Here is a 20,235-nt window from a genome sequence, read left to right on the forward strand (position 1 = left end):
TCAGTTCTTCCTTGTAAAAGCCATGCGCAGGGAGAGTTTTCGGTTGTATTCAATGGAGCCATAGCGGAAAAGATGCACCGCAAGGCGAAGCGCCAGGTACCCGAACACGAACAGCTCAACGATCACGATGGCGGCCTCCCACGCCGCGAGCGATCCGAACGCGTTGCGCAGCATGGCGGTGATGGGCGCTGTCAGCGGGAAGAAGGTGAAGACCTGCACGATCATGTTGCCGGGGTCGCTGATGATCAGAGCAACGATGTAGAACGGGATAAAGACCATGATCATGACAGGGCCAAACACGACACCTGCATCCTTGGCCGTTGGCATGACGGCGCCGATGGATACAAGCAGACCAGTGAACAGAATGAAACCACCAACAAACATCAAGGCACCGGTGAGCATGGGCCAGAACTGAAATTGCAGGTTGGACAGGTCAAAGTTGGGCATGTTGAGCTGCTCGCGGAAGAACACGTAGCCCAGCACCATGGGCGTGGCAAACACGAGGGCCTGCACGGCGCCGACGAGGAACAGTGAGATGACCTTCCCCACCACGAGCGTCGTCGGGTTCAGGGTTGTCAGGATCATTTCGGTGACCCGGTTTTTCTTTTCCTCCAGCGTCGAGGCGAGCATCTGATTGGCCAACAGGATCAGCACCACATAGAACAACACCAGGAACAGCAGCGGCGGCACCACGGTGTCCAGCCCGCCGGACACCTGGCCGTCCTTGAACGTCTGCTCGTCAGTGCCAAAGCTGCCCTGCACGGCCGCCGTCGCTTCGGGCGAGCCGACCTTTTCCTGGCCCGATAGCACCAGCAGTTGCTTGGCCACTGCCTGGTAGCTGCCATTTTTGAAGATGCCGTGGTCTGCTCCGTAGATCAGCACGGGGTCCTTAAGAATATTCGCCGGGTAGATGAAATAGGCGTTGAGGGCGCCGTCCCTGACCCGCTCGACGGCGGTGCCCGGGCTGGCCTCCACGGAACCTCCCATGGCCTTGGCAATGGCCGGGGCCACCAGGCCGGAGGCGTCGGTGTAGGTGAAGGGGATCTTGTCGTTCTTTTGTGCCTCTGACTGGGACTGGCTTGAGGCGCTGCTGGCGAAGACCAGGGTAAACACGATGCCTATCAGCACGGGGATGGCGAGGGTGGCAATCCAGAAACGGCGCTTCTTAATGGTGCGGAAGAATTCAAATGTCACCACTGTGCCAAGGTTGTGCCGTGCCATCTCAAACCACCTCTCCCGCGGTGCTTGGCGCATTCGCGGCGGCGGCTTCCCCGTAGACCTGCATGAAGATGTCGTCCATGCTGCGCTTGGCGGCCACGAAACCTCGCACAATAACCCCGGCCAGCACCAGTTCCTTCAGCAGATCTGCCTCATCCACGGCATCACCGAGTGAGAGTTCGGCGTAGTTGGTCTCCCGGAGTGTGACGGTGTAGTTCGGCGAGGATGGAAGGCTGCCGGAGTATTTGAGCCGGATGGTCCGCCCGCCAAACTGGTTTTGGACTTCGTCAATGGTCCCGTAAGCCTCGGCGCGGCCATCCTTGAGCAGGATGATCCGATCGCACAGCCGCTCGACCTCCTCCATCTGGTGGGTGATCATCATGACGGTGGCCCCGGCGTCCTTGCGTTCCTCGATGATGTCCATCAGCAGCCGCCGGTTCACGGGGTCGAATCCCTTGGTCGGCTCATCCAGGATCAGCAGTTCGGGCTCGTTCATGATGGTCACGCCGAGCTGGATCTTCTGCTGCTCGCCGCCTGAAAGCTTGTCGACGCGCACGGTTGCCTTGTCAGCCAGGTCGACCCGGTCAAGGTACTCCCGTGAAAAGTTCTGTGCGCCCTGGCGGGAGAGCCCCTTGAGCCGGCCAAAGTAGGTCATCACGTCCAGCACCGACTCTTTTTTGTACAGCCCGCGTTCCTCGGGAAGGTAGCCGAGCCTGGCACCAAAGTCGTCGTTGAACACCTTCCCGTTGATCTCGAGGATGCCCGATGTGGGACGGTAGATGCCCAGCAAGGCCCTGATCGTCGTCGTCTTTCCACTGCCGTTGCTGCCAAGGAATCCGAAGGTTTCCCCGCGCGCCACGTCGAAGGACAACCCCTCGATGACGCGCTTCTGACCAAAATGCATATGGAAGTCCTGAACATGAATCGACGGCTGTGCTTCGTCCATGTAGCCAGCGTAGCCACAAATCGGGCCGGGACGGCGGATAATTGAAGCCAATCCGTACAGCCCGTACGATACCGCTGCCCTGACACTGCGGGGATCCGATCCGAAGAATGCGCCCATGACCTTTGATGTTGCCCTCGCCCTTGACCTTTTGGGCGTCTTTTTCTTTGCCGTTTCAGGCAGCCTACTCGCCGCACGCAAGGGGTTCGACATCGTAGGATCCGTGCTGCTGGGCTCCATGGTGGGCCTTGGCGGCGGCGTGGTGCGCGACATCATTCTCAACCAGGGGCCGCCTGCGGCATTCTCCACCGAGATCTACCTTGTGCCGCCCCTGACCGCTGCCGCGTTGGTGTATGTCACCGTGAATAATGTCCAGCGCAGCGGCCGGCTGCTGTTCATGTTCGACGCCGGCGGGCTGGCCCTGTTCTGCATCACCGGTACGTTGAAGGCCCTGGAGGCGGGCATGAACCCTGTGGCCTCGATCCTGCTCGGCGTCACAACGGCCGTGGGCGGCGGCATCCTGCGCGACATCACGGCCAACGACGTGCCCAAGGTATTTGACCCCAAGGACCTTTACGCCATTCCGGCCTTTGCCGGGGCGGGCCTGGCCACGATGCTGTGGCATCTGGGGTGGCTGAACCTCGTGAGCGGATCCCTTGCCGCCATCGTTGTTTTCGCCCTCCGCATGCTGAGCCTGCGCTTCGGCTGGCATGCCCCGTTGGCAGCCCGCAGCTGGACACCGCGCCGGCCCGGTCGCGGCTAGGATTGAAGGCAAAGGATTAAGCACCGCATGCGAACCACTGCAGCTATTTTCGCAGGGCACAGCACGCCAATTTTCGGAGATTTGAATGTCTGACATGTTCGTAGAAAAGTTCCGCGGCCTGGTTCCCCTGTACCTTCAGGAGCCGTGGCAGGAAGCCGACGGCATCGCTCTGGCGGACCTGGACGCCGTGTTTGAAGAATTGAAAATCACCGTCCCGTTGGCGCTGCGCGAATTCCTGCATGCCCTGGGCAATTGCGAAGACCTCATGGAGGCCTACTACTACTTCTGGGATCCTGAAGAACTTGAAGTTCAGGACGGCTACCTGTTGTTCCTTGAGGACGAGGAAGAGACCTACACCTGGGGCATCCTGGCCGACCACGCCGACGTTCCGGACCCCATCGTGTGGCGCCGCAACAACGCCACGGGCGAATGGATCAACGAAGAAGGCACGTTTAGCGAGTTTGTGTTCGACATGCTCGATTGGGTTTTCACCGACGAGGACTGATCCTCAGAAAGTCCACAGCTTGCAGTGATGGGAATATTGGTCCGGGAGCGGTACGGTGACGTTATGAACGTACAAGAGCAATTAAACGCATTGGTTCCCAGCCCGGCAGCAATTGTGGGGCTCGTCGAAAAGCTGGTCCAGGGGATTTGGCCACGTTCAGATGCTGAACGAAAAGCGTTGTTCGCGCGTTTGGGGTTCACCTCGGGGGCAAGCTGGGATGACGCCGTTCCCGCGTCGCCCTTGGCGCACTACTCACTCTCTACGAAACAGCCCGGCGAGATCTCCTCTTCCTGGACGTCCTACAACGGCCGTTTCATGAGTGTCAGCATGCAGCTATACACCTCCATGACCACCAACAACCCCGTCACGCGGCAGGGCTTTGAGGACTTCGTCCGCCAGTTCACAACCCTGTACGGTGATGCTGCCACCCCCTGGCATGACCCGATTGTTCAGGCCTGCGTGTGGAATGTGAATGGCCGTCGGGTGGTGCTCCGATTCTTTAACATCCAGCACAGCGGTGTAATGCTCAGTGTCGAGGACGCCGGTCTGGCCACCGCTGCCGAAGCCGAAGCCAAACGCCTCAGCGTCCACGCTCATTGGAACGACAGTGAAGAGGCCGTAAGCCCCTTCGTCCTTCCACGGCTGGGCGCAGCCAAGCGCTGAACCTTCACACCCGGCACCACTGTTCAGATAAAGTCGTTTCGATGTCCCCGGAGGGCCCACAACGACTTTATCTGGACACTCACGCCAGTTCCGCCCCATCCGCCAATTTTATGTGGTCATGGGGTCCCGCGCTAAAGTTATCCACAGATTCATCCAGACGCTGCCTTCCTGTCTCCGAAACAGCCGGCTTTGCGAGTTACTTGAAGGATGAGGAATCCATCGCCGCTCCCACTCCATCTTGCCCGTCGCCCGTTTACCCTGGCCCAAGCCCGCAAGGCGGGACTGTCGGCCAGGCGTGTTAGGTCCAGCGATCTTCGGACACCGAGCCGGGGTATCAGGGTCCCCAAAAACGTTGGCTGCGATTTAATTGACAGCTGCCGTCCCTACACCGAGGCAACAGGCAACAGCGTGGTCAGCCATATCACCGCGGCAAAGGTCCATGGCCTGTATCTACCGCAGAGGTTTAATTCGATCCAGACCCTGGACCTGTCCAGGGCTATCGGCTGCCCGGCGCCCAGAAGGCGTCACGTCACCGGGCACAGGCTGAATCTCGGCCCGTCAGACGTTGTTGTTTCAGGAGGTGTTCCCGTCACGTCCTTCGCACGGACGTTCCTGGACATTGCGCCGCTGCTCACCGTGGACGAGCTGGTGGTCATTGGCGACCAACTTGTCTGCAGCCACAGACGCAATAACGGCCGCATCAAGGTCGCCATGGTTGAACTCGAGGATTTGCAAGCCTACTTGGCCCAGCATTCGGGTGCGCGGGGCATGCGCAAGCTCAAGGTCGTCATGGAACTCGTGCGGGTTGGGGTCGATTCGGCCCCGGAAACCCGGCTCCGCCTGGTCATCCACAGGTCTTCGCTCCCGGACTTTGAAACCAACTTCAAGATCAAGGATGCCTCCGGGAAACCCAGCGTCGAACCGGACCTTGCATGTCCCGAATACAAGACCTGCGCGGAGTACGACGGTGCACACCATGCTTCACCCGAGCAGCAGTCCAGGGATCGCGACCGCGATTTCATCACCCAGTCGTTGGGGTGGCATCAGGTTGTGATCTTTAAGGATGATCTACGGGGCGGAGGGCACATTGCTGTGACAAAGCTGGCGCGGATGCTTGTCCAGGGCGGTTGGCCGGATCCACTGAATCTGGCCAAACGGTCCCTGCTGGGAGAACTGAACGTGCGGAAGGACTTCAGTTAGTGGCCAATTCAACGCGCGAGTGTCCAGTTGTCGTCGTTCTGGCGCCCACGGCGAATCCATAACGACAATAACTGGACACTCACGCGAGAGTGCGGCACATTTTGCCCAGCTGGGAGCTGGAATTAGACGTCGCGATCCACGACGGCTTCGGCGAAGCTCACCAAGGCGGTCTTGACGATGCCTTCGGGCATGGGGGCCAACGCGGCAATGGCTGCATCCGACCACTCACGGGCCACGGCCCACGAATCGGCCGTGACGGAGTGTCCGCGTAGACCTGCCACCGCCTCGGCCAGGGCTTCATCGCTTGCCAGGTCGCCATCAACGAGCTCAAGCACGGCCACCGCAGCGGCGTCGCCGGCGGCTGCTGCATTGCGCAGCAACAACACGGGCAGCGTCGGCACGCCTTCGCGCAGATCGGTGCCGGGTGACTTGCCCGAGACCTGCTTGAGCCCGGTGACGTCTATGACGTCGTCGGCCAGCTGGAAGGCGACGCCCACCTTTTCGCCATATTTGAGCATGACGTCCTGGAGGTCTTCGTCGACACCGGCGAAGATCGCGCCGAGCTGGCCCGATGCGGCCACCAGGGATCCGGTCTTGTCGGCGATGACAGAGAGGTAGTGCTCGATCGGGTCCTCGTCCTCGCGCGGGCCGACAGTCTCATGCAGTTGGCCGAGGCACAGTCGCTCGAACGTGCGGGCCTGAATGCCCAGGGCCTTCGCGCCCAGTTCAGAAACCAGGATGGAGGCGCGCGCAAAAATGAGGTCGCCCGTCAGGATGGCCACTGTGTTGCCCCACACCTCGTGGGCCGTCGGCGCACCGCGGCGGAAGGGCGCGGAATCCATGACGTCGTCGTGGTAGAGCGTGGCAAGGTGCGTCAGTTCAACCACGACGGCGGCCTGCACCACTTCCTTCCGGTTCGGGTCCCCGAGGTGTGCGGCAAGGAGGACAAGCAGCGGGCGGATGCGCTTGCCGCCGGCCTCAACCAGGTGCCTGCTGGTGGCGTCGGCCAGCGGATCTGAATGCGCGATGGCTTCGCGCAGGACCTTCTCCACCTTCGCCATGCTCATGGCAATGGAGGGTCCCAGATCCGGGTCTTCGGCCACGGCGGAAAATCCGGAGGGCAATTTCAGCCCTGTAGCAATGGCCATGGTGCTGGGGTTGGGATCGTGTGATTCGAGACGCCCTTGACCAGCATGGGTCCAGCTATGGTTTGCGGAAGTAGTCACTGCTTAACACTAACTATTGGAAGGGATTGTTGCTTGGACGATCGGGTATTGACCTGGTTGCTGGTGGCCGGGACCAGCTTTTCCAGTAGATGAATCACTCTATCCTCAAAACCGCGTTCGCTTGAGTCCGTGAGGTTGGCCATCAGACGCACCACAAAGCGCATCAAAACCGGCAGCGGCATACCCGTGCGCAGCGCCAGTTTCATGATGTTGGGGTTGCCAATGAGGGACGCGAAGGCCCGGCCAAGGGTGAAATGGCTTCCCCATTGTTCGCGGACAAAGCCGGAATAGCCGGAGAGGGCGTGGCGGGCGGCCAGTGCGGAGTTGGTTCCCGCCGCCCGGATGATGAAGTCCGCCGCGTACCTGGCAGATTCCATGGCATAGGAAATTCCTTCGCCGTTGAACGGGCTGACCATGCCGCCGGAGTCGCCAAGGAGCATCAGGCCCTCGGAGTAGTGCGGGGTCCTGTTGAAGCCCATGGGCAGTGCCGCCCCGCGGATGGGTCCCACCTGGTTTTCAGGGGTGAAACCCCACTCGGGTGGCATGCCGGCCGTCCAGCCGCGCAACACGGCACGGTAGTCGAGCTTGCCGAACTCCTTGGATGAATTCAAAATGCCAAGGCCAACATTGGAGGTGCCGTCCCCCACCCCGAACACCCAGCCGTAGCCGGGAAGCTGCCTGCCGTCCGGGGAGTTCAGTTCGAGCCAGCCCTCCATCCAGTCGTCGTCATGGCGAGGGGACCAAAAGTAGGTGCGGTACGCAACGCCCATGGGGCGGTCGTCGCGCTTGGCCAGGCCGAGGGAAAGCGCCGTGCGGGTTGAGTTACCGTCTGCTGCGAGCACGACGTCGGCATAAAAGTCCGCAACCTCTCCCGTCTTCCTGCCTTCGTCGTCCATAAGTGACGCCCGGGCACCGACGACGGTTCCGGCGTCGTCGGTCAGGGCGGTGGAGACCGAGTGGCCCTCAAGGATGACGGCACCGGCAGCCCGGGCATGGGCGGCGAGCGACTCGTCGAAGCCCAGGCGGGTGCGGATCAGGCCATAGTTGGGGAAGTTGCTCAGCTCCGGCCAGGGAACCTCGATTTGGCGCCCGCCGGCAATCAGGCGCAGGCCCTTGTTTCGGCGCCATCCTTCGGCGGGGTCGTGCGGCAGGCCCATGAGCTGCATTTCGCGCACAGCCCGAGGGGTCAACCCGTCACCGCAGACCTTTTCACGCGGGAAGCGGGTCTTTTCAAGGACGGTGACCTCGATGCCGGCGGCGGCCAGGTGGTAGGCCGCTGTGGATCCGGCCGGGCCGGCGCCCACGATCAGTACCTTCACGGTTGGTGGAATTCCTTCGGTTGGCTGCGGTTGGTCATGCCGGATGGGGTTTGGCGGCACGGTGGACTGCCACAATGCCGCCGCTCAAATTCCTGTATGCCACGGATTCCCAGCCGCTCTCGGTGAGCCATCGCGACAACTTGTCCTGGTTGGGCCATGCCCGGATGGACTCGGCCAGGTAGATGTAGGCGTCGGGGTTGGAGGCAACCTTTTTGGCGATCGGCGGCAGGGCGCGCATCAGGTATTCGGTGTAGACGGTGCGGAACGGTGCAAAGGTTGGGTGCGAGAATTCGGCCACCACCAGCTTGCCGCCTGGCTTTGTCACGCGCAGCATCTCGCGCAGCGCCTTCTTCGGATCCATCACATTGCGCAGCCCAAAGGAGATGGTGGATGCGTCGAAGGAGTTGTCGGCGAACGGCAGGTTGGTGGCATCCCCCGCGACGAAGTCGATGTCGGGGCGGCGGCGTTTTCCCACCTTCAGCATGCCGACCGAGAAGTCGCAGGCCACCACGGATACGCCGGCGTCGGCGTACGGTTCACTTGATGTTCCTGTGCCGGCGGCCAGGTCAAGGACGCGCTGGCCAGGGACGGCCCCAACGGCGTCAACCACAACATGGCGCCACCGGCGAGTCTGTCCCAGGGACAGAACGTCGTTGACGATGTCGTATTTGGGGGCCACGTCGTCAAACATGGCGGCAATTTCTTCCGGACGCTTCTCCAAGGATGCACGGTTCACCCCCTTAGTCTCTCAAACTTTGGCGCAGTTCGCTCAAAGTGGCCGGCGCCTGTGGGTCATCACACCGCCACCGCACCGGCGTCGGGCTTCCGGGCGAGTAATCTTGACTCATCATGACTGCTTCCTTGGACACCCGTTCGCTGCGCACCCTGACCTTGGCACTGGATCCGGCCATGCTGGGCGGGCTCGCCGTCACCGGGCCGGCCAGCTTTTTGAACACATCGCCAGCATCGGACCCCCTATGCTGGCTGCGCCGAGGCGAGGGCCTGCTCGGATTTGGCGAAATTGCGTCCTTCAACGGCACCGGAGCATCACGCTTCTCCGACGCCGAACGCTGGTGGAAGGCGCTGCTTGCCGGGGCCGTGGTTGACGATTCCGTGCGCATGCCCGGAACCGGTGCCATGGCGTTCGGCTCGTTCGCCTTCTCCAAAACAAGCACCTTCACATCCGAACTGATCGTCCCCGCCCTGGTGATCGGCTTTGCCGGCGGCGGCGCCTGGCTCACCCAGCTGACCCTGGACGCGGGTGCCCCCACCGCCGAATCCGCACTTGGGCTGCTGCGCGACGTGCTCGCCTCAGGCGCGGCACCTTCCCCTTCCGTTTCCTTTGAAAGTTCGACGCCGGAGGCCCCCTCTGCGGGCACAGTGCGTTCAGGGGCGCTCACCGAGGAGCAATGGAAGGAATCCGTCGCGGCAGGCGTGGAAGTCATTGCCCACGGCGGACTTGAAAAGGTGGTCCTGGCCCGGGATGTGGTGGCGACGTTCCCCCAGCCGGTGCAGAGGGTTTCAATTCTGCAACGATTGGTAAGCCTGTACGACGAATGCTGGACCTACGGGGTGCGCGGCCTGGTGGGCGCGACACCCGAAATCCTGATCAAGGTTGTCGGCTCCACGGCCCAGGCCCGGGTGCTGGCCGGGACCCTTGACCGCGAGGACGAACCTGAAGGTTCCACGGGTTTTGCGGACAAGGTTTTGGGTGGTTCCACCAAGCAGCGGCAGGAGCATGACTTCGCCGTCCGCTCACTGACGAGGCAACTGGCACCCTTCGCCACGGACCTGTCATTTCCATCGGAACCCTTCATTTTGGAACTCCCGAACGTGTGGCACCTTGCTTCGGACGTGACGGCCGAACTGGCAAGCTCAAACGGTCATCTACCCACGTCCCTAGCCCTGGTTGAAGCCCTTCACCCCACCGCGGCCGTGTGCGGGACACCTCGCGAGGATGCCGGAAAGCTCATTTTGGAGCTTGAAAAAATGGACCGCGGTCCCTATGCCGGACCCGTCGGCTGGCTTGATGGGGCAGGCAACGGCGAGTGGGGAATAGCCCTGCGCGGGGCCGTGCTGGAGGATGCTCACACGGTGCGTCTCTATGCGGGCGCTGGCATCGTTGAGGCCTCCGACCCCGAGGCCGAATTGGCCGAAACATGGGCCAAATTCCGGCCCATGCTGCAGGCCCTGAACCTGCAACGCCACCCCTGAGCATCCCCGGGCCCGCTACCGACGGGTAGGTTCGTCCACCCAACCCTTGCCAGCGGCACTGCAAAGTTGTTCAATAGTGAAATGTAGTTTACCGTGATGCAAATCACCGCGGGCTACACTAGTTTCTTATCGATGTAGTTCTCCATGAATCAAAGGGACACCCATGCAAATCTCAACCAAGCTGACCGTTCGTCTGGCCGCGGTTGCAGCCGTCGCAGCAATGGCGCTGACGGGCTGCACATCAGCATCTCAGGACAATGGCACCGGCAGTACAGGAGGGGCATCGCAAGGCACCGCCTTCGATCCCACCTCCGTAGCCAAGGACGATGCCTTGATTGCACTGCTGCCCGCCTCGGTCAAGGACAAGGCCACTTTGACCGTTGGCTCAGACACCTCCTATGAACCCGCCGAGTTCCTTGCCAAAGACGGCCAGACACCCGTCGGTTACGACGTTGACTTCGCCAAAGCCATTGCTGCAACACTCGGCAAAAAAGCCCAGGTCCAAACGGCCGACTTCTCTTCCATCCTGCCCAAGCTAGGCAGCGTCTACGACATGGGATTGTCCTCCTTCACCATCACCCAGGAGCGGTCAAAGGCCGTGAACTTCATCAGCTACTTCAACGCAGGCGTGCTGTGGGCGGTGCAGAAGGGCAACCCCAAGGGCATCAACGTGGACAATCTTTGCGGCAAGACAGTAGGCGTTCAGACCGGCACCGTTGAGGAGGACCCCGATGTTTCAGGCCGGTCCGCAGCCTGTGTGGCAGCAGGGAAGCCGGCGATCACGATCGTCTCGCTGAAGAACCAGACGGATGTCACCACTCGCCTGGTTGGCGGCACGATTGACGCCATGAGCGCCGACTCCCCCATCACCCGCAACGCACTGGCCAAGACCAACGGCCAGCTGGAACCCCTCGGCGCCGTCTACGATTCGGCAGAGCAGGGCATCGCCATTGCCAAGGGTGATCTGGCCTTCGCCCAAGTTGTGGAGAAGGTCATGAACAAGCTCATTGCCGATGGCTCATACATGAAGATCCTGGACACCTGGAACAACGCTGAAGGCGCCGTCACCAAAGCAGTCCTCAACCCCGCCGCGAAAAATTGACCGGACGCTTCCGGCGGGGCCCCGCGATGGGCAATGACTCAAACCTTGAGCTGATCGACGCGGTTCCCGTCCGGCATCCGTGGCGCTGGGTGGGTGCCGCCGTCATTCTTCTGGTCGCCGCCATGGTCATCCAGTCGATGATGACCAACCCGAAGTTCTACTGGGGAACGTTTTCCGCCTACCTCTTCGACGTTCTCGTCATCCAGGGCGTGGGCTGGACCCTGATACTGACTGTCAGCTCGATGGTCATCGCCATTGTGTTGGCCATCTTGTTGGCGTTCATGCGCCAGTCGGACAATCCCCTGTTCAGGTACGTCTCATGGGTATGGGTGTGGTTCTTCCGCGGCACCCCCGTGTACACGCAGCTCTTGTTCTGGGGCACCATCGGAGCCCTGTATCCGAAGATCATCGTCGGCATTCCTTTCGGGCCCGAGCTTTTCTCCTGGGACACGACAACTGTCATCAATGCCACGGTGGCAGCCATTGTTGGCCTTGGTTTGAATGAGTCCGCCTACCTTGCCGAAATCTTCCGTGCCGGGCTGAAGTCCGTGGACAACGGCCAGATGGAAGCGGCCGAGGCGCTGGGCATGCGCAGGTCCAAGGTCATGTGGCGGATCATCCTGCCGCAGGCCATGCGCGTCATCATCCCGCCCACGGGCAACGAAACCATTGGCATGCTCAAAACCACGTCCCTGGTGCTGGCTGTGCCTTTCACCCTGGACCTGACCTTTGTCACCAATGCCCTGGCGAGCCGCACGTTCCTGCCCATCCCGCTGCTGATGGTTGCCGCCTTCTGGTACCTGCTGATCACCTCGGTGCTCATGGTGGGCCAGTACTTCATCGAGCGGCACTTTGGAAAGGGCGTTGATAACATCATGAAGGCGCCCGTGAAGGCAACAGCCGTCGCGGCCGCGGCCCACACAAAGCCGGCTGAGCCCACGGACGGAACCACTGAAGGTGGGAAACAATGACCGAAGCCAGCGCAAGCACACCACAAACAGCCAAGGGTGTGAAGCCGCTCGTTGAAATCCAGGGCGTGCACAAGTTCTTTGGCGAACACCACGTGCTCAAGGGCATTGATATGACCATAAAGCCCGGTGAGGTGTCGGTAATCATCGGCCCGTCGGGTTCGGGAAAGTCCACGCTCCTGCGCTGCATCAACTTGTTGGAATCCATCAGCGCCGGCAGGATTTACGTCCACGACGACCTGATTGGTTTCAGGGACGTCAACGGGAAACTGCATGACCTGAATTCGAAGCAGATTGCGGCCCAGCGCCGCGAGATCGGCATGGTGTTCCAGCGCTTCAACCTGTTCCCGCACAAGACGGCCCTGCAAAACGTCATCGAGGCGCCGACCCAGGTCAAGCGCCAGTCCAAGGCGGCCGCGAAACTCAAGGCCCATGAACTGCTTGAGATGGTGGGTTTGAGCGACCGCGCCAACTTCTACCCGTCGCAGCTTTCCGGCGGGCAGCAGCAGCGCGTCGCCATCGCCAGGGCGCTGGCCATGGAACCGGAGTTGATGCTCTTTGACGAGCCAACCTCGGCCCTTGACCCCGAACTGGTGGGCGACGTCCTTGAGGTCATGAAGAACCTGGCCAAGTCGGGCATGACCATGATCGTGGTGACGCACGAGATCGGATTTGCCCGCGAGGTGGGAGACACCCTGACCTTCATGGACGGCGGAGTCGTGGTCGAAACGGGCAACCCGCGCGAGATCATCGCGAACCCGCAGCACCACAGGACCCAGGAATTCCTCAGCCGCGTCCTCTAGCTTGCCGCGTTGAATCTGGCCCGCAGCAAACGGCGAAAAACACGTCAAAATCGTGAATTTTCGCCGTTTTCTGCGGGCTAGTTGTTTAAGGCGGAGGCGATTCGGGCGTGGAGCCCGCGCAGGCCGCCGCGGCTTGCTGCGACCTCGATGACTGTGCGCCCCTCAATTGGTGCGGCAAGTGCGCCGGCAAGTTCCGCCGTCGTGCGCACCACCGTGTGCCCCCAGCCGTGCGCGGCGGCCAACGTACCAAGATCTACGGTGTGGGGGGTGCCAAAGAAGCGTTCGACGGCGGCCGCATAGTTGGGTGCCTGGGCCAGGGTTCCGTGTTCAAGCACGGAGAAAATGCCGCCGCCGCCGTCGTTCAGGACGATGATCTGCAGCCGCGGGGACAGCTCGGTGGGGCCGATGGTGAGGGCGCCGGAATCGTGCAGGAAGGTTAGGTCGCCGAGCAGCACGCGGGTTGCCGCGCCCGTTGCGAGTGCCAGGCCGGTGGCTGTGGCGACCGTCCCGTCGATGCCTGCCAGGCCGCGGTTGGCATGGACTGTGACGTTGTTCTCGGGTGTGGGACGGCCCGCCAAATCGACGTCCCGGACGGGGTTTGAGGATCCCAGCATGAGATTGCTGCCGGGGTCCTGCTGAGCCCTGGCCCATAGTTGGCGGGCAAGCTGCGGCCCTGTCAGCCCGTCGTCGTGGGGCAGTGCTTCATCCAGCACCATGTCAAGCGCCTGTTCGGCCGTCGCCGCCGCATCCTGCCAGGCCTTGAGCCAGCCGTCGGGGCCGTGCCCGGCGAAGCCGACGAGCTGGTCCCACTGGGTCAGGACCAGTTCCGTGCGGCGCCCGGCCTCAAACCAGGACGCCGGCCTGGGCAGGAAAAGGGCGCGTTCAAGGCCTTCTGCGGCGAGCAGCGCGCTGATCTGCCTCGACAGGGTCGGGCGGCCAAAGAGCACCACGCGCTGGATTGGGTTGGCGCTGCCGGGCCCGAACTTCTCCAGCAGCAGCCTGTAGGGACCGACTGCGTTGGGGCCGAAACGGGCGTTGGAGGACGGCTCGGCCAGCAGCGGCAGGCCCAGCATGCGGGCAAAGTGTTCGGCCTCGGGACCGGCGTCGTGCCCGGCGACAACCACTGTCCGGTGGCGGTTTGACGGCAGCGCCTCCGGCGGCAGTGCGCCCACAGGGAGGGCAGCCGCAGGCTGGGCTGCCGACGGCAGGGACTGGCTCGGTTCCGGCGTCCCGGCATCGAAGTCTTCGGGGCTGTCAATCACTGGCAGCAGCCGTTCCCACTCCGAGCCGTCAAGTGCCGGGGTGAGGGGGTCGCGGAAGACAAGGTTGATCTGGACGGGTCCGGCGGGGATGCCGTCGAGCCGTCCGCGGGCAGCGCTCAGGCCGGTCGCGACGGCGCTGCTCGGGTCGCTTCCTGCCTCCACGTCGGTGGCGAAGCGCACATGCTCCCCGAAGAGGTCGAACTGCCGCGTTGTCTGGTTTGCGCCCGTGCCGCGCAGCTCTTCGGGGCGGTCGGCCGATAGGACCACAAGCGGCGTTCCGCTGTGGTTGGCCTCCATGACTGCCGGCATCAGGTTGCCGACGGCTGTTCCCGACGTTGTCACGACGGCGGCCGGCGCACCCGATCCCTGGGCGAGGCCGAGCGCCGTGAATCCGGCGACGCGTTCGTCAATCCGCACGTACGTTGTGAGCCTGCCATCGGCTTCAGCCTCCGCCAGGGCGTACACAAGCGGGGCGCTGCGGGATCCCGGAGCCACCACAACATGGCGGACACCGTGGCGTTCCAGGGCATCGACAACGTAGCGGGCGGCATCCATTGAGCTAAGTAAAGTCACGCCCCTACTCTAGCCAACCGGGCTGGGGGTCAGGTGGCGCCTGACCGGTGGGTCAGTGGGCAGATCACACCCTTAAAACGCCCCAAACAGCGGTTTTGAGGGCGTGATCTGTGGAGTCGGGGGCCGGATCGGGTGCGGCGTCAGAGGAGGGCGTGGCAGCGGCGGAGGCGCTCAAGCCACCAATCGCGGCGTTCGGCCGGGGCTGCAAACCGGGCCAGCAGCTCGGGATCCGCCACGACGTCGCGCACGTCCATGCCGCCGTCCACGGCCACGAGGCTGGGCGAGGCTACGTCGGCGGCCATCAGGGACACCGTGCCAAGTCCGCAGGCGTAGGGCAGCTCGGGCAGTGCCGCCGCCAGCGCAAGTCCGGCGCCGATGCCCACCGATGAGTCAAGTGCCGAACTCACGACGGCGGGCAGCCCCGCCTCGGCGACAATCTCAAGTGCCCGTCGCACACCACCGAGCGGCGCGGCCTTGACGACCAGGAGGTCGGCCGCCCCCGCCCGGGCCACGGCGAGCGGGTCCGCTGCCTTCCTGACGCTTTCGTCGGCAGCAATCAGGACCGATCCGCCCATGGCCTTGCGCACGGCCGCCATCTTTTCAATGCTCGCGACCGGCTGTTCGGCGTACTCGAGCCCGAACACGCCCAGCATCCGCAGCGCGGAGACGGCCTGCTCCACCGTCCAGCCACCGTTGGCGTCGATGCGGATCTTGGCCTCGGGCAGCAAATGTCGAACGGCCCCCACCCGTGCCGCATCCTGCGCGAGGGTCTGCCCTGCCTCCGCAACCTTGATCTTCACGGTGTGGACGGCATCAAAGGCAGCCAGCACCGAAGGCACCTGTTCGGCGGACACCGCCGGAACCGTCGCGTTCACCGGGACCCGGTTGCGCACAGGATCCGGGTGCCCAAGCCAGCCGGCTTCAAGGGCCGAGGCCAGCCAGCGCGCGGACTCCTCATCGTCGTACTCCAGAAAGGGACCAAACTCACCCCAGCCCGCCGGACCGTCAAGGACCATGACCTCGCGGACGCTCACGCCGCGGAATTTCACCTTCATGGGCAGGGAGACAACGTGGGCGGCGGCAAGAACCTGCTCCAGCGGAGGGATTGAAAACATGCCTTCACTGTAGCCCCATGGTCAGCGTGTTCCCATGAATCTGTGGGAACCTAGAGGCGATGAACACCCACGCCGCATTCCACCGTCCGGGCCCACATGCCCCTGTTGCAGCGCGCATAGCCGCCTGGCCATTCCTGGCGGCGACCATCATTTGTTTGGCAGGCGTGGTGCTCAGCTACGGATTCTTCGTCAAAACCACCGCGGGACAGTTCATTGACGAGTCCGCCCTGGTCGAGGCCGCCGTGGCCCGGCGGCGGATCGGCACCCAGGCGGCGCAGGTCCTTGACCTGCTTCCGGCCACGTCGGTTGTCATTGCGGTGATTGTTGTCCTGTTCGTCACCCTGGCACGCCGCCGGTGGATGGCCGCCGGCCTTGCCATTGCCGCGATGGCCGCGGCGAACCTCTCCACCCAACTCATCAAGTCGGGGCTGCCGGACCGTCCGGACCTTGGCGTGAACACCCTCAGCCTTAACTCGCTGCCGTCGGGGCACAGCACGCTCGCTGCCAGCGCGGCGGCCGCCGTGTTCCTCGTGGTGTCACCGCGATGGCGCCCCGCCGCCGCTTTTGTGGGCGGCAGCTACGCCGTCCTGGCGGGTATTTCCACACTCATCAACCAGTGGCACCGCCCGTCGGACGTCATGGCCGCCTTCTTCGTCGTGGCGTTCTGGACGGCCCTTGCGGCTCTCGTGGTCATGCGGAGCGGTCCGCGCTGGAACGTGTGGCTGGGATCCCAGATGCACTGGGCCTCGGCCCGCGGCTGGACGGCGATGGCCGCGGTGCTGGCCCTGCTGACCGGCGTGGCCGCGGCGCTGCTCTTCCGGTCGCTCTCAGGGCCCGGCAGCGACAGCACCGTCAGCTACCTCCTGTTTGGCGTGGTCGAAATTGTGGGGGTTGGCTACGGCCTGACCCTTGCGGGCACGCTGCTCCTCACCCTTCCCGTACGACGGCGCAACCGGCGTTGACCCCGCGCCGTAACCCGCGTTATTGGGCGGGCCCTGAACTCGGGTGGTTCGATGGATATCCAGGGGACAACGTCATCACGTCGAGCATGGTCGTTTCTGACAGTGTCTTATCAAACGAAAGAGCCACAATCACCCTCCAGGGAAATCCCAAACACATTTCCCTGGCTATCAGGAAGTAGCCTCAGGCCGGCCCGATCGCGGCCAGCAGGGGTTCCCAAAAGTAGGCGAAGTCCTCGGTGGGACCGGCCATGAGGCGCTGGGTGAACAGGACGCCGATGAGGTCCCTCGAGGGATCCACATACGCGGTTGTTCCCATGCCTCCCGTCCAGCCGAACCGGCCCGGGGCACTCCACGCTTGATGTGCGCCGGTCTCCACGGATATCTGCCAACCCCAGGAAACACCTGGTCCGACCATCTCGGCCAGGCCCTCCTTCTGGCCCTCTGTCAACTGGTCCCGTGTCATTTCCGCACGCAATTCCGCGGGAAGCAGGGTGTCATCGGCGAGGGCCGCAAGGAAGGACAGGTAGTCGGGAACGGTGGATACCAGTCCCCCGCCAAGCGACTCGAACGGCGGCGGCTCCGAAAACGAACCCCCGGGTCCATCGAAAACGGCCAGTCCCGACGTCGTGGGTTCATAGGCTGTGGGCAGTTCATCGGGGTCGCCATAGAAGGCTGTCGAGTCCATGCCGAGGGGACCGGCGATGCGTTCCCACAGGGTTTGCCGCAGCGGAGCTTGCCCTGCCCTGGCCAGCAGGACGGAGAGGATGTCGCTGCCCGTGTGGTAGCTCCACCGCGTGCCCGGCTGGTGCGCCAACGGCAGGGCGGCGATGCGGTGCATGTACTCATCGGCCATCATGGCCGGCGGACGCGGCCCGGGCACCAGTCCGGCCGCGGCCATGGCCTGCGCCAGCGGGGTGTCATCGAAGGTCAGGCCCAGGCCGTGGGTCAGGGTCAGCAGCTGGCGGACGGTGATCTCATGCTCCGCGGCAACCGTGTTGGACAGCGGGGCGTCGGGGCTGGCGAGCACGCGGGGGAAGGCGAGTTCGGGCAGCCACATGTCGGCGGGGTCATCCAGCGCCAGGCTGCCGTCCGCAATCATTGACGCGGCCAACGCCCCGGCCAGCGGCCTGGACAGCGAGGCAATCCGGAACGGGGTGTCCGTGCGCATGGGTTGCGGCTGTCCCAGGGTGCGCACGCCGGTGGCAAAATACTCGGTGGTTCCCCCGTGCCGGATGCCGGCCACCAGGCCCGGTGCCCATCCGGACGCGACAACGCCCTCCAGCGCGCGCCACACCGGGGCAAAGTGTGTACTCATGGTTCCATGATTCGCGTGCCCTGCCCCGGCCGTCAACAACTTTCTTGCGGGTGGGCCTACCGTGCGGACGCTTTGTTGCGGGGAACCCAATACCCAAGCACCGCTGCGGCGGCCAGACCCAACAGGCCGGTGGCGGCAATGCCAAAGGGCAAGGTCACTGCGGCTGTCAGGCCGGCAAGGATGGCCGGCCCGCTTGACCCGCCTGCGTCCGCCATGAAGCGCCAGATGCCAAGGAACTGGGCCCGCCCATTGCGCGGGGAGTAGTCGGCTCCGAGGGTCATGATCAGCCCCGAACCAATGCCGTTACCGAATCCGATGAGCAGTCCCACCAGCATCAGCGTGACGGCACCCGTTATCAGCGGCATGAGCAACAGGGCCGCACCCATGAGCACCATGGACGGCACGGCCACGGCGATGCGGCCCCTTTTGTCCATGACCTTGCCGGCGGGGTAGAAGACCAGCATGTCGATGGCACCGGAAAGTCCGTAAATCAGCGAGGTTGCGGCCGGGCTGAGCCCCAGGTTGTCGGCCCACAACGGCACAACCACCTGGCGGGAGGACCGCACGGCGCTGACGAGCAGGATGCCAATGCCAACCGTCAGGAACACCTTGCGGTGTGCGGACAGAAGGGACACCACCGTTGGCCGCGGCCCAGATGACACTGCCCCGTCCCCGCTGACAAGGTCTGGCAGCCACCAGGCCACGGCACCAGCCGCTGTGACCGCGACAGCCGCAACCCAGTACGCACCGGGGAGCCCGGCCAGGTGTATCACCAGGGCGCCGATGAACGGCCCGGCAAACAACCCGATCCGCCCCACCCCGCCCAGTGTGGACATGGCCCTGGCCCGCATGAGCGGGGGAACGGCCTCCGTGAGGTAGCTTTGGCGGGCCAGGTTGAACACGGCGGCCGCGGCGCCAATGAGGAACACACCTGCCCCAAAAAACCAGAGGTTGTGGGCATACACGCAGGTCAGCATCGCCAGCAAGCTCAGTGCCGCGGCACCCATCATGCCCAGGCGTTCGCCGAACTTCGCCGTGATGAGCGAGGCGGGGATGTTGCTGACAAGGGATCCGATGCCAATGAGGGAAACCACCAGGGCCGCTCCTGCAAGGGAGGAGCCCATGCCGATAGAGCTGAGCGGGATGACGGGCAGGATGGCGCCCTCACCGATGCCGAACAACAGGGATGGACCAAACGCCGGAATGGCAATGGACCACAGGTTGAAGTCTGAAGGATTCGCACTCTTGCTCACCGGTTCAACTCTAGACCCGCGCCGCCGCACGCCCGTGACACACCCCGGCACTGACCGCCCGGTCAGTCAGCAGATCACGCCGGGGAGAGGCGGCTGGCAAGGACCCCAGCGAACGCGGCGTCGACGGGGCGGCCGTGGCCCGGCACCATGACAGGGTATCTGGCACCCATGCCCGCCAGCAGGTGCAGTACGTCAACCCAGCCTTCCACCGAGGACTCGGGCTCGACCGACGGCTCGGCCCCTTCCTCCAGCACGTCCCCGGCGAACAACACGCCGGGTGCGCCCACCATGAGGTCCCCGTCGGTGTGGCCGGGTCCCAAGCTGAACAACTCAACAGCCAAGCCGCCAAGGTCCAGGATCACGGGACCCGCATCCACCAGGCGGGTGGGTACGACAATTTCGGTGCAGTCCCCTCGGCCCGCAGCCATTTCAGGTTCCGGCCCTGCAACGTCCTTGCGTTGCGACTCCCCCGTTGCAGCCATGGCCCGCGCGGCGGCGGCGTGCGCCCAAAACTCGGTGCCGCTGTGGCGCCCGAAACCGGCAAACCTATCGCCGTCGCGCTGGAAGACGGCGTTGCCAAAGAAGTGGTCCCAGTGCGCATGCGTGTTCACGACCACCAACGGCAGGTCCGTCACTGTGCGCACGGCGGCCAGAATCCCGCAGGCATGGCGCGGCCCGCAGCCGGTGTCCACCACCAAGGCGCGTTCTGACCCCACCACCAGCCCAATGTTGACAAGTGCACGGGCCTCACTGCTGCGCAACACGAAGCTGCCTCCGCCGAGGGGAAGCCACGCGTGAAGGTCCTGCGCCGCCATGGGCTCTCCAATCCGG

19 protein-coding genes are annotated in these 20,235 nt (G+C 63.6%); 9 read left to right on the top strand and 10 right to left on the bottom strand.

Annotated elements, in window-relative coordinates; all coding sequences use genetic code 11:
• Complete coding sequence (locus AAGW05_RS06420) at positions 1 to 1,221, bottom strand: ABC transporter permease (RefSeq protein ID WP_411803659.1); 1,221 nt, start codon at positions 1,219 to 1,221, stop codon at positions 1 to 3.
• A 1-nt stretch (position 1,222) separates the two neighbouring features.
• Positions 1,223 to 2,164 (bottom strand): ABC transporter ATP-binding protein, encoded by a 942-nt coding sequence (locus AAGW05_RS06425; protein ID WP_411803660.1) that lies wholly within the window; start codon positions 2,162 to 2,164, stop codon positions 1,223 to 1,225.
• 115 nt (positions 2,165 to 2,279) lie between these two features.
• Here AAGW05_RS06425 and AAGW05_RS06430 point away from each other — a divergent pair, with 115 nt between their 5' ends.
• From AAGW05_RS06430 to AAGW05_RS06445, 4 genes are all read left to right on the top strand, one after another.
• Positions 2,280 to 2,924 (top strand): trimeric intracellular cation channel family protein, encoded by a 645-nt coding sequence (locus AAGW05_RS06430; RefSeq protein ID WP_411803661.1) that lies wholly within the window; start codon positions 2,280 to 2,282, stop codon positions 2,922 to 2,924.
• Between the two features lie 85 nt (positions 2,925 to 3,009).
• Positions 3,010 to 3,429 (top strand): hypothetical protein, encoded by a 420-nt coding sequence (locus tag AAGW05_RS06435; RefSeq protein WP_411803662.1) that lies wholly within the window; start codon positions 3,010 to 3,012, stop codon positions 3,427 to 3,429.
• Positions 3,430 to 3,492: 63 nt separating this feature from the next.
• Complete coding sequence (locus AAGW05_RS06440) at positions 3,493 to 4,092, top strand: hypothetical protein (RefSeq protein ID WP_411803663.1); 600 nt, start codon at positions 3,493 to 3,495, stop codon at positions 4,090 to 4,092.
• Between the two features lie 408 nt (positions 4,093 to 4,500).
• Positions 4,501 to 5,292: a hypothetical protein gene (locus AAGW05_RS06445; protein WP_411803665.1), complete on the top strand. Its 792-nt coding sequence runs from the start codon at positions 4,501 to 4,503 to the stop codon at positions 5,290 to 5,292.
• 122 nt (positions 5,293 to 5,414) lie between these two features.
• Here AAGW05_RS06445 and AAGW05_RS06450 read toward each other — a convergent pair whose 3' ends face one another.
• The 3 genes from AAGW05_RS06450 to AAGW05_RS06460 are packed head-to-tail and all read right to left on the bottom strand — an operon-like array spanning position 5,415 to position 8,573.
• Positions 5,415 to 6,518: a polyprenyl synthetase family protein gene (locus AAGW05_RS06450; RefSeq protein ID WP_411803666.1), complete on the bottom strand. Its 1,104-nt coding sequence runs from the start codon at positions 6,516 to 6,518 to the stop codon at positions 5,415 to 5,417.
• Positions 6,515 to 7,837: a geranylgeranyl reductase family protein gene (locus AAGW05_RS06455; protein WP_411803667.1), complete on the bottom strand. Its 1,323-nt coding sequence runs from the start codon at positions 7,835 to 7,837 to the stop codon at positions 6,515 to 6,517. The genes AAGW05_RS06450 and AAGW05_RS06455 overlap by 4 nt, the downstream gene beginning before the upstream one ends.
• Before the next feature lie 34 nt (positions 7,838 to 7,871).
• The gene (locus AAGW05_RS06460) at positions 7,872 to 8,573 is read right to left on the bottom strand and encodes a demethylmenaquinone methyltransferase (protein ID WP_411803668.1); all 702 of its coding nucleotides are present in this window, start codon (positions 8,571 to 8,573) and stop codon (positions 7,872 to 7,874) included.
• A gap of 113 nt (positions 8,574 to 8,686) precedes the next feature.
• On the opposite strand from AAGW05_RS06460, the gene AAGW05_RS06465 reads away from it, so the two are divergent.
• From AAGW05_RS06465 to AAGW05_RS06480, 4 genes are all read left to right on the top strand, one after another.
• Entirely contained in the window at positions 8,687 to 10,051 is a 1,365-nt protein-coding gene (locus tag AAGW05_RS06465) for an isochorismate synthase MenF (RefSeq protein WP_411803669.1), read from the top strand.
• 163 nt (positions 10,052 to 10,214) lie between these two features.
• The gene (locus tag AAGW05_RS06470; RefSeq protein WP_411803670.1) at positions 10,215 to 11,153 is read left to right on the top strand and encodes an ABC transporter substrate-binding protein; all 939 of its coding nucleotides are present in this window, start codon (positions 10,215 to 10,217) and stop codon (positions 11,151 to 11,153) included.
• 26 nt (positions 11,154 to 11,179) lie between these two features.
• Positions 11,180 to 12,124 (top strand): amino acid ABC transporter permease, encoded by a 945-nt coding sequence (locus AAGW05_RS06475; protein WP_411803671.1) that lies wholly within the window; start codon positions 11,180 to 11,182, stop codon positions 12,122 to 12,124.
• Entirely contained in the window at positions 12,121 to 12,924 is an 804-nt protein-coding gene (locus AAGW05_RS06480; protein WP_411803672.1) for an amino acid ABC transporter ATP-binding protein, read from the top strand. Before AAGW05_RS06475 ends, AAGW05_RS06480 begins: the two co-directional genes overlap by 4 nt.
• A 77-nt stretch (positions 12,925 to 13,001) precedes the next feature.
• Here AAGW05_RS06480 and menD read toward each other — a convergent pair whose 3' ends face one another.
• Together menD and AAGW05_RS06490 are read right to left on the bottom strand one after the other, a co-directional pair.
• The gene (menD, locus tag AAGW05_RS06485) at positions 13,002 to 14,741 is read right to left on the bottom strand and encodes a 2-succinyl-5-enolpyruvyl-6-hydroxy-3-cyclohexene-1-carboxylic-acid synthase (protein WP_411803742.1); all 1,740 of its coding nucleotides are present in this window, start codon (positions 14,739 to 14,741) and stop codon (positions 13,002 to 13,004) included.
• A 158-nt stretch (positions 14,742 to 14,899) separates the two neighbouring features.
• On the bottom strand, positions 14,900 to 15,874 hold the full coding sequence (locus AAGW05_RS06490) for an o-succinylbenzoate synthase (protein ID WP_411803673.1): 975 nt from the start codon (positions 15,872 to 15,874) through the stop codon (positions 14,900 to 14,902).
• A gap of 59 nt (positions 15,875 to 15,933) precedes the next feature.
• On the opposite strand from AAGW05_RS06490, the gene AAGW05_RS06495 reads away from it, so the two are divergent.
• On the top strand, positions 15,934 to 16,836 hold the full coding sequence (locus AAGW05_RS06495) for a phosphatase PAP2 family protein (protein WP_411803674.1): 903 nt from the start codon (positions 15,934 to 15,936) through the stop codon (positions 16,834 to 16,836).
• 181 nt (positions 16,837 to 17,017) lie between these two features.
• On the opposite strand, the gene AAGW05_RS06500 is transcribed toward AAGW05_RS06495, so the two are convergent.
• The 3 genes from AAGW05_RS06500 to AAGW05_RS06510 all read right to left on the bottom strand — a co-directional run bounded on the left by AAGW05_RS06500 (position 17,018) and on the right by AAGW05_RS06510 (position 20,219).
• Positions 17,018 to 18,151 (bottom strand): serine hydrolase domain-containing protein, encoded by a 1,134-nt coding sequence (locus tag AAGW05_RS06500; protein WP_411803675.1) that lies wholly within the window; start codon positions 18,149 to 18,151, stop codon positions 17,018 to 17,020.
• A gap of 56 nt (positions 18,152 to 18,207) precedes the next feature.
• Positions 18,208 to 19,404, bottom strand: coding sequence for an MFS transporter (locus tag AAGW05_RS06505; protein ID WP_411803676.1), 1,197 nt, complete (start codon positions 19,402 to 19,404; stop codon positions 18,208 to 18,210).
• Positions 19,405 to 19,478: 74 nt separating this feature from the next.
• The gene (locus AAGW05_RS06510) at positions 19,479 to 20,219 is read right to left on the bottom strand and encodes an MBL fold metallo-hydrolase (protein WP_411803677.1); all 741 of its coding nucleotides are present in this window, start codon (positions 20,217 to 20,219) and stop codon (positions 19,479 to 19,481) included.
• Positions 20,220 to 20,235: the final 16 nt, after the last annotated feature.

Origin of the sequence: Arthrobacter sp. LAPM80 (assembly GCF_046736435.1) — a bacterium.
In the GTDB taxonomy this organism is placed as follows: Bacteria; Actinomycetota; Actinomycetes; order Actinomycetales; family Micrococcaceae; genus Specibacter.

Coding starts and splice junctions, on each gene's coding strand:
- AAGW05_RS06420 (WP_411803659.1), bottom strand. CDS start 1,221: ATGGCACGGCACAACCTTGGCACAGTGGTGACATTTGAATTCTTCCGC.
- AAGW05_RS06425 (WP_411803660.1), bottom strand. CDS start 2,164: ATGGACGAAGCACAGCCGTCGATTCATGTTCAGGACTTCCATATGCAT.
- AAGW05_RS06430 (WP_411803661.1), top strand. CDS start 2,280: ATGACCTTTGATGTTGCCCTCGCCCTTGACCTTTTGGGCGTCTTTTTC.
- AAGW05_RS06435 (WP_411803662.1), top strand. CDS start 3,010: ATGTCTGACATGTTCGTAGAAAAGTTCCGCGGCCTGGTTCCCCTGTAC.
- AAGW05_RS06440 (WP_411803663.1), top strand. CDS start 3,493: ATGAACGTACAAGAGCAATTAAACGCATTGGTTCCCAGCCCGGCAGCA.
- AAGW05_RS06465 (WP_411803669.1), top strand. CDS start 8,687: ATGACTGCTTCCTTGGACACCCGTTCGCTGCGCACCCTGACCTTGGCA.
- AAGW05_RS06470 (WP_411803670.1), top strand. CDS start 10,215: ATGCAAATCTCAACCAAGCTGACCGTTCGTCTGGCCGCGGTTGCAGCC.
- AAGW05_RS06475 (WP_411803671.1), top strand. CDS start 11,180: ATGGGCAATGACTCAAACCTTGAGCTGATCGACGCGGTTCCCGTCCGG.
- AAGW05_RS06480 (WP_411803672.1), top strand. CDS start 12,121: ATGACCGAAGCCAGCGCAAGCACACCACAAACAGCCAAGGGTGTGAAG.
- menD (WP_411803742.1), bottom strand. CDS start 14,741: ATGGATGCCGCCCGCTACGTTGTCGATGCCCTGGAACGCCACGGTGTC.
- AAGW05_RS06490 (WP_411803673.1), bottom strand. CDS start 15,874: ATGTTTTCAATCCCTCCGCTGGAGCAGGTTCTTGCCGCCGCCCACGTT.
- AAGW05_RS06495 (WP_411803674.1), top strand. CDS start 15,934: ATGAACACCCACGCCGCATTCCACCGTCCGGGCCCACATGCCCCTGTT.
- AAGW05_RS06500 (WP_411803675.1), bottom strand. CDS start 18,151: ATGAGTACACACTTTGCCCCGGTGTGGCGCGCGCTGGAGGGCGTTGTC.
- AAGW05_RS06510 (WP_411803677.1), bottom strand. CDS start 20,219: ATGGCGGCGCAGGACCTTCACGCGTGGCTTCCCCTCGGCGGAGGCAGC.